Source organism: Rhodococcus sp. IEGM1339, assembly GCF_050321925.1.
GTDB lineage: Bacteria > Actinomycetota > Actinomycetes > Mycobacteriales > Mycobacteriaceae > Rhodococcus > Rhodococcus pyridinivorans.
On the sequence record NZ_JBNQFT010000047.1, the window covers coordinates 1 to 6,165 of the forward strand.

At 64.9% G+C, this 6,165-nt stretch carries 4 protein-coding genes, 1 tRNA gene and 2 pseudogenes; 5 read left to right on the plus strand and 2 right to left on the minus strand.

Annotated elements, in window-relative coordinates; translation table 11 throughout:
* The first annotated feature begins 177 nt into the window (after nucleotides 1-177).
* The 3 genes from ACQR3U_RS23170 to ACQR3U_RS23180 are packed head-to-tail and all read left to right on the plus strand — an operon-like array spanning nucleotide 178 to nucleotide 3,586.
* The gene (locus ACQR3U_RS23170) at nucleotides 178-864 is read left to right on the plus strand and encodes a TetR/AcrR family transcriptional regulator (protein WP_230811593.1); all 687 of its coding nucleotides are present in this window, start codon (nucleotides 178-180) and stop codon (nucleotides 862-864) included.
* A gap of 13 nt (nucleotides 865-877) precedes the next feature.
* Nucleotides 878-1,735 (plus strand): 3-hydroxyacyl-CoA dehydrogenase, encoded by an 858-nt coding sequence (locus tag ACQR3U_RS23175; RefSeq protein ID WP_024101447.1) that lies wholly within the window; start codon nucleotides 878-880, stop codon nucleotides 1,733-1,735.
* A gap of 45 nt (nucleotides 1,736-1,780) precedes the next feature.
* The gene (locus tag ACQR3U_RS23180; RefSeq protein ID WP_230811592.1) at nucleotides 1,781-3,586 is read left to right on the plus strand and encodes an oleate hydratase; all 1,806 of its coding nucleotides are present in this window, start codon (nucleotides 1,781-1,783) and stop codon (nucleotides 3,584-3,586) included.
* Between the two features lie 144 nt (nucleotides 3,587-3,730).
* Here the strand turns inward: ACQR3U_RS23180 and ACQR3U_RS23185 are convergent.
* A pseudogene (locus tag ACQR3U_RS23185) lies at nucleotides 3,731-4,240 on the minus strand (IS1634 family transposase); the annotation flags it as partial.
* A 642-nt stretch (nucleotides 4,241-4,882) separates the two neighbouring features.
* Between ACQR3U_RS23185 and ACQR3U_RS23190 the strand changes: the two are divergent.
* Nucleotides 4,883-4,975: transfer RNA gene (locus ACQR3U_RS23190), tRNA-OTHER, on the plus strand.
* A gap of 616 nt (nucleotides 4,976-5,591) precedes the next feature.
* Here ACQR3U_RS23190 and ACQR3U_RS23195 read toward each other — a convergent pair.
* A complete protein-coding gene (locus ACQR3U_RS23195) occupies nucleotides 5,592-5,903 on the minus strand; it encodes a putative quinol monooxygenase (RefSeq protein WP_114332294.1) in 312 nt (103 codons plus the stop codon).
* A gap of 108 nt (nucleotides 5,904-6,011) precedes the next feature.
* Between ACQR3U_RS23195 and ACQR3U_RS23200 the strand changes: the two are divergent.
* A pseudogene (locus tag ACQR3U_RS23200) lies at nucleotides 6,012-6,165 on the plus strand (AraC family transcriptional regulator); the annotation flags it as partial.

Consider the following 6,165-nt stretch of genomic DNA (forward strand, 5'->3'; position numbering starts at 1 on the left):
GACCCGCCCACCAGACCCATCCTGCGCCCACCGAGCCGAGACCGTCACGCCCATCAAGGAGTCAGACCAACCGGTCCACGAGATCCATAGTGAAGAGCCACAACACCGGCCACACCTGTCGCCGATCGCGTGCGTACTCCCTTTGCGGTCCGCAAGAAAATGAGTACACTCATTAATGTGAGCGAGGTGCAGCAGCTTTCAGAGCGCGGACGGCGCCCGGGCGTTCGGGAGATAGAGTCCCGCCGCGAGCAGAACATGCGGCTCAAGCGGGAGCGAATCTTTCGCGCCGCGTCCGATCTGTTGCGTGCGCGCGGGTTCTCCGCGGTGACGACGCAGGAGGTGTCCGCCGCGGCCGGGGTCGCAGCGGGGACCTTGTTCCGGTACGCAGCGACCAAGAGCGAGTTGCTGCTCATGGTCTACAACGAGGCACTCCGGGCATCGATAGATGAGGGCGCCGCGCGTGCGGCGTTGACGCCGGATCCTGCCGCCGCGGTCTTCGCCCGCCTGCACCCCCTCGTCGTCGCTGCCGCACGTGAGCCGGAGAACAGTGCTGCGTACCAGCGGGAGCTGCTGTTCGGCCCTCACGACGCGAAGTTCCGGGCCGAGGGCATGGCGTTGATCTTCGAGCTCGAGGCGTCCCTCTCCGACACGCTACGACGCGCCGCTCCGACCCTCAGCGACGGGGAGGCACGCGTCGCAGGATCCTCGCTGTTCGCCGTCACTCATCTCGCGATCGCTCGGATGACGGCCTCGGACATCCCCGAGGCTGACGCGATCGACGACCTCAGACGTCAGGTCACGCTCATCGTGACCGGCGTGCTGCACACACCCCGGCGGCCGGATCCGCCGCCCGAGAAGGAATGAAGGAAACAGAACAATGAGCAACATCACACACGTGACCGTCCTGGGAACCGGAGTCCTCGGCACCCAGATCGCCTTCCAGACCGCCTACAGCGGCTTCCAGGTCACCGCATATGACATCAGCAGCGATGCCATCGAGGCAGCCAAGAAGCGGTTCGACGCTCTCGTCACCACCTACAAGGACGACGGAGTCGCGGGGGCAGCCGAGGGGAAGGCGGACGAGGCGCTCACCCGCGTCCGGTTCTCCTCCGACCTCGCCGACGCGGTCGCGGACGCGGATCTGGTCATCGAGGCGATCCCCGAGGTACTGTCCATCAAGCAGGACACCTACCGAAGGCTCGGCGAGCTCGCACCGGAGAAGACGATCTTCGCAACGAACTCGTCGACACTTCTGCCCAGCGACCTCAAGGACTCCACCGGACGCCCCGCCAAGTTCCTCGCGCTGCACTTCGCGAACCGGGTCTGGAAGTTCAACACCGCCGAGGTGATGGGCACCGCCGACACCGATCCGGCCGTGTTCGACGAGGTCGTCGCCTTCGCCGGCAACATCGGGATGGTTCCGATCCCCGTGTACAAGGAGAAGTCCGGCTACGTCCTCAACTCGCTACTGGTGCCGTTCCTCAACGCCGGGTACGCACTCGCCGCCGGCGGATACGCCGAGCCGAAGGACATCGACAACGTGTGGCGGATCGGCACGGGAGCGCCGATGGGCCCCTTCCAGATCACCGATGTCATCGGCCTGGCCACCCCGTACAACATCCTCGCCCACGGCGGGGAGGAGGACCAGGCGCTCGCGGCCTGGCTGAAGAGCGAGTACATCGACCACGGCAAGCTGGGCGTCGCCACCGGCGAGGGCTTCTACACCTACAACTGACCCACGACCGCGGCAGAACAGTCCACGAGAGGACGTGCAAGCCAGATGTATTACAGCAGTGGAAACTACGAAGCCTTCGCCCGCCCCCGCAAGCCCGAGGGAGTCGAGAACAAGACCGCCTGGTTCGTCGGCGCCGGGCTCACCTCGATGGCCTCGGCGGTGTTCATGATCCGCGACGGGCAACTCTCCGGCGACAAGATCACAATCCTCGAGCGCCTGGACCTGCCCGGCGGCGCCCTGGACGGTATCAAGAAGCCGGACAAAGGGTTTGTCATCCGCGGCGGGCGCGAGATGGAAGACCACATGGAGTGCCTCTGGGATCTGTTCCGTACCATCCCGTCGCTCGAGGTCGACGGATCCGTCCTCGACGAGTTCTACTGGCTCAACAAAGACGACCCCAACTACTCACTCACCCGGGTCACACACCGGCAGGGCGAGGAGTTCGTCACCAACAATGAGTTCGGCCTGAGCGAGAAAGCTCAGAAGGAGTTGGTCAAGGTCTTTCTCGCCTCGCGTGAGGAGATGGAAGACAAGCGCATCGACGAGATCTTCGGTGAAGAGTTCCTGAGCAGCAACTTCTGGCTCTACTGGCGGACGATGTTCGCGTTCGAGAACTGGCACTCCGCACTCGAGCTGAAGCTCTACCTGCACCGGTTCGTGCACCACATCGGCGGGCTCCCCGACCTTTCGGCGCTGAAGTTCACGAAGTACAACCAGTACGAATCGCTCGTGCTGCCCATGTACCGCTGGCTCCTGGACCAGGGCGTGAGATTCGAGTTCTCCACCGAGGTCACCGACATCGACTTCGTTTTCGATGGCGACCGTAAACAGGCCACCCGCATCCACTGGACAAAGGGCGGCGTGCCCGGCGGCGTCGACCTCGGTCCCGACGACCTCGTGCTCGCCACGATCGGTTCGCTCACAGAGAACTCCGACGACGGCACCCACCACAATGCGGCCAGACTCGACGAAGGTCCCGCGCCGGCGTGGGACCTGTGGCGGCGCATCGCGGCCAAGCACCCCTCTTTCGGACGCCCCGAGGTGTTCTGCGGCGACATCTCGAAGACGAAGTGGGAGTCAGCGACGGTCACCACCATCGGCCCTGAGATCCCGAGGTACATCAAGAAGATCGCCAAGCGCGACCCGTTCTCCGGCAACATCGTCACCGGAGGCATCGTCACCGCGAAAGACTCGTCCTGGCTGCTCAGCTGGACGGTCAACCGCCAGCCGCACTTCAAAGCGCAAGCACCCGACGAGATCGTCGTGTGGGTCTACGGCCTGTTCGTCGACGTGCCCGGCGACTTCACCGGCAAGACAATGCAGGAGTCCACCGGCGAAGAGATCACCCAAGAATGGCTCTATCACTTGGGTGTGCCCGTCGAGGACATCCCGGAGCTCGCGGCAAACGGCGCGAAGGCCGTGCCCGTGATGATGCCCTACGTCACCTCGTTCTTCATGCCCCGCACCGCCGGTGACCGCCCCGACGTGGTGCCCGAGGGCTCAGTGAACTTCGCGTTCATCGGCCAGTTCGCCGAAACCACGCGCGACACGATCTTCACCACCGAGTACTCGGTGCGTACTGCGATGGAGGCCGCCTACCAGCTGCTGGGCATCGATCGCGGCGTGCCGGAGGTGTTCAACTCCACCTATGATCTCAGGTTCCTGCTCGAGGCCACCGCGCGCTTGCGCGACGGCGAGGAGATAGAGCTCCCCGGCCCGAAGTTCGTCGGCAACCGCATCATCAAGCACCTCGACCACACTCAGATCGGACAACTCCTCACCGACTTCGGACTCATCCCCGAGCTCGACGGCACGACGAAACGAGTCCGTGCCGATGACGCCGGAGCCTGACCCGCAGACGCTGACTCCGTCCACCGAGCGAGGATCACCCCGCGCCGATCTCCGGCCTGAGTTCCACAACTTTTGGTGACCCGCGTTTATCGCATCGATGAGTTTGCGGGCGTCGTCGTTGATGCTCGGCTCGACGATCATCTCGTGGTCGCCGATGGCGACCACGATCGTGCGCAGGGGTTCGAGGGCGCCGACGACCTTCTTGATCGATACGCCGGTGATGTTCTGCAGGTATCGGGCAACCGCCAGCGCGGCGAACACCACGGTCAAGTGCGCCTCGATGGAATCCCTGGTCCGGTGGAAGACCGGTCTGGCCTTGAGGTCGGACTTGGCCATCCGGAACGACTGCTCGACCTTCCACAGGTCGTGGTACGACGCCACCACGGCGTGGCCATCCATGATCGTCGAGTCGATATTGGTGACGTACCCCTTGTATCCGGCCGCTTGGCGAGCCCGTTCGATCGAGGCCTCGTCCAAAGTGACGTTCTGTCCGATGAGCTTGACGAACCGCTGCTTCTTCAAGGGCTCGGCCCGGTGGGCCACTCGCTGAGCACGGTCGATCTGCGCGCTGAGCGTGCGGCGATCCCGCTGGGCGCGCTCCCACTTGTAATGCCACACCACTCGGCGGTCGCGCCTGTCGCGGCCTTGCCCCATCGGGCGGGTCAGCTCCACGATCTCGCCGTCGTCGATGCGTTGCCGCGGCGACCGAAGTGCTCTTCGAGCTCCTTGGGCGCTTTGGAGGTGCGGGAGCCGACGATGAACAGTAGACCTGCGTCTTCGAGTCGTTGAGGTTGGCCGCTGAAAGCACCCCGGCGTCCGCCACGACGACCATGTCCGCGATTGCGTGCCGCTCCTGGAAGGCGGTAATCACCGGGATCAAGGTCTTGGTTTCGGCCTTGTTGCCCTCGAAAACGTGCACGTCCAGCGGGAATCCGTCCCGGGCGACCAGCAGGGCGACGCCGGGGCCGCCGGCGGCCGTGACGTGGCGCCAACAAGCGGCCGCGATGAGAGTGCGGTAGTCGCGAGCAATTACCCGACCCAGACAGTTGTAAAGCGTGTTGACGTGCGGGGGATCTAGGCCAAGGCGCCCCAGCACCCGTACCGAATCTAGTTTGCTCGTCGGCTCGACCAGACGGGCCAGTACCAGGTCGCGGAATACCGAATCCGCCACCACGCCCAACCCCAGGCGCTCGTAGCTGCCAGCCAAGCCCTGCCACAAAATTCGTGGCGACGAGCGTTTGACTACGGCTGCCGTGCTGGCGGGCAGATCGATCACCGCCGAGGCTCGATCCTCCAGCCTGAGATCGAGTTCGTGCTGGTTAGCGTTGATTCGTTGCTTAGCAATCTCGATCAATGATTAGGTCGTCGGTTCGATTCCGACAGGCGGCTCCGGCGAACAGCCCCTGACCTGCGCAAACGCAGGGCAGGGGCGGTTCGGTTCTGGTGGTCGCGCGATGCGCTGGCCTCACGGTTCTGCCCGACACCGACGTCGCTCTCCTCTGCGACGGACCCCTCGCCGGCTGAGCGCTCGGGCCGGCATCCTGCCCGTGTGCCGATAGGCCTCGCTCCGCTCGGCAACGCAGCGTGGCGTTGTGTCGCGACCTGGACGTGCGAGGTGTCAACGGTGCGTCGGCGCAGCGATCGTTGTGTGCGCAGCGAGATGCTCCATGCCGCACGCGCGGCGCGCACGAACGCAACGCCCCGGAACGCCAACGACCCGTCATCGCTGCGACGCGCAACGCGTCTCCCGTCACGGCAACGGATCGCAACCACGACCCGCCCACGGCGCCTCGCGGGACGGAGGGCAAGTTGACACAGTTGCGCTGCCATGGAACCGCGCTGGCTCTCTCGATGACCACCGGTGAAACAGTGCCGCTCCAGGCTTGCGCCTGGTGTTGCCTGGCCTCCTCGTGATCGGCCCGTCGGGGATCGTCAACGTGGTGCGGGTGTCGAGGCGGTCGGGTCCGACGGCTCGGCGGGCCCGATCGTCTCGTGCGTTGGCGGACTACGGGAGCTTGGACGCGAGGACGTCGGCCGCCAGGATCTCGGGTGCTGCGCCGAGGAGGTGCTGGTTGGCCGTCAGGGCTGCGACGATGGCGCCGTTGGCGTGGGCGTCGCGAGCGGCCTCGTCGGGGAATGCATCGAAGATCCAGAAGGTGTCGGCGTGGGTCCTGACCGCGAACCAGACAATCGTTCCTACTTCTTCGTTGGCGAGTGCGACAGCGCCGGCGAGCAGATCGGCGAGCGCGTCGTGCTGTCCATCGGCCGCGACGATCTTGGCGACGAAGGCATACGGAAGTGATGCGGGTGTGGACATGAGGGACTCTCCTAGGTGTCGAGGTTTTTTGGTGAAGCGAGTTCAGCGTATGACGAGCGAGGGCCGGTGGGGAGTGGCGTATACGGCAGTATTGCTATTGTTTACGTCATGCGTATCGGACTGATCGCGATCGACGGCTGCTTCGGTTCGGCTGTCGCGTCGGTCATCGACATCGTGCGGGTGGCCGACGGAGCCCGCGGCGATGTCGACCCGCGGATCGACCCGATCGAACTCGCCATCCTCGGACCGAAACGGCGAGTGA

Bases quoted from the DNA above. Each gene is read 5' to 3' on its own strand.
- ACQR3U_RS23180 (WP_230811592.1), top strand. From the start codon at position 1,781: ATGTATTACAGCAGTGGAAACTACGAAGCCTTCGCCCGCCCCCGCAAG.
- ACQR3U_RS23175 (WP_024101447.1), top strand. From the start codon at position 878: ATGAGCAACATCACACACGTGACCGTCCTGGGAACCGGAGTCCTCGGC.
- ACQR3U_RS23195 (WP_114332294.1), bottom strand. From the start codon at position 5,903: ATGTCCACACCCGCATCACTTCCGTATGCCTTCGTCGCCAAGATCGTC.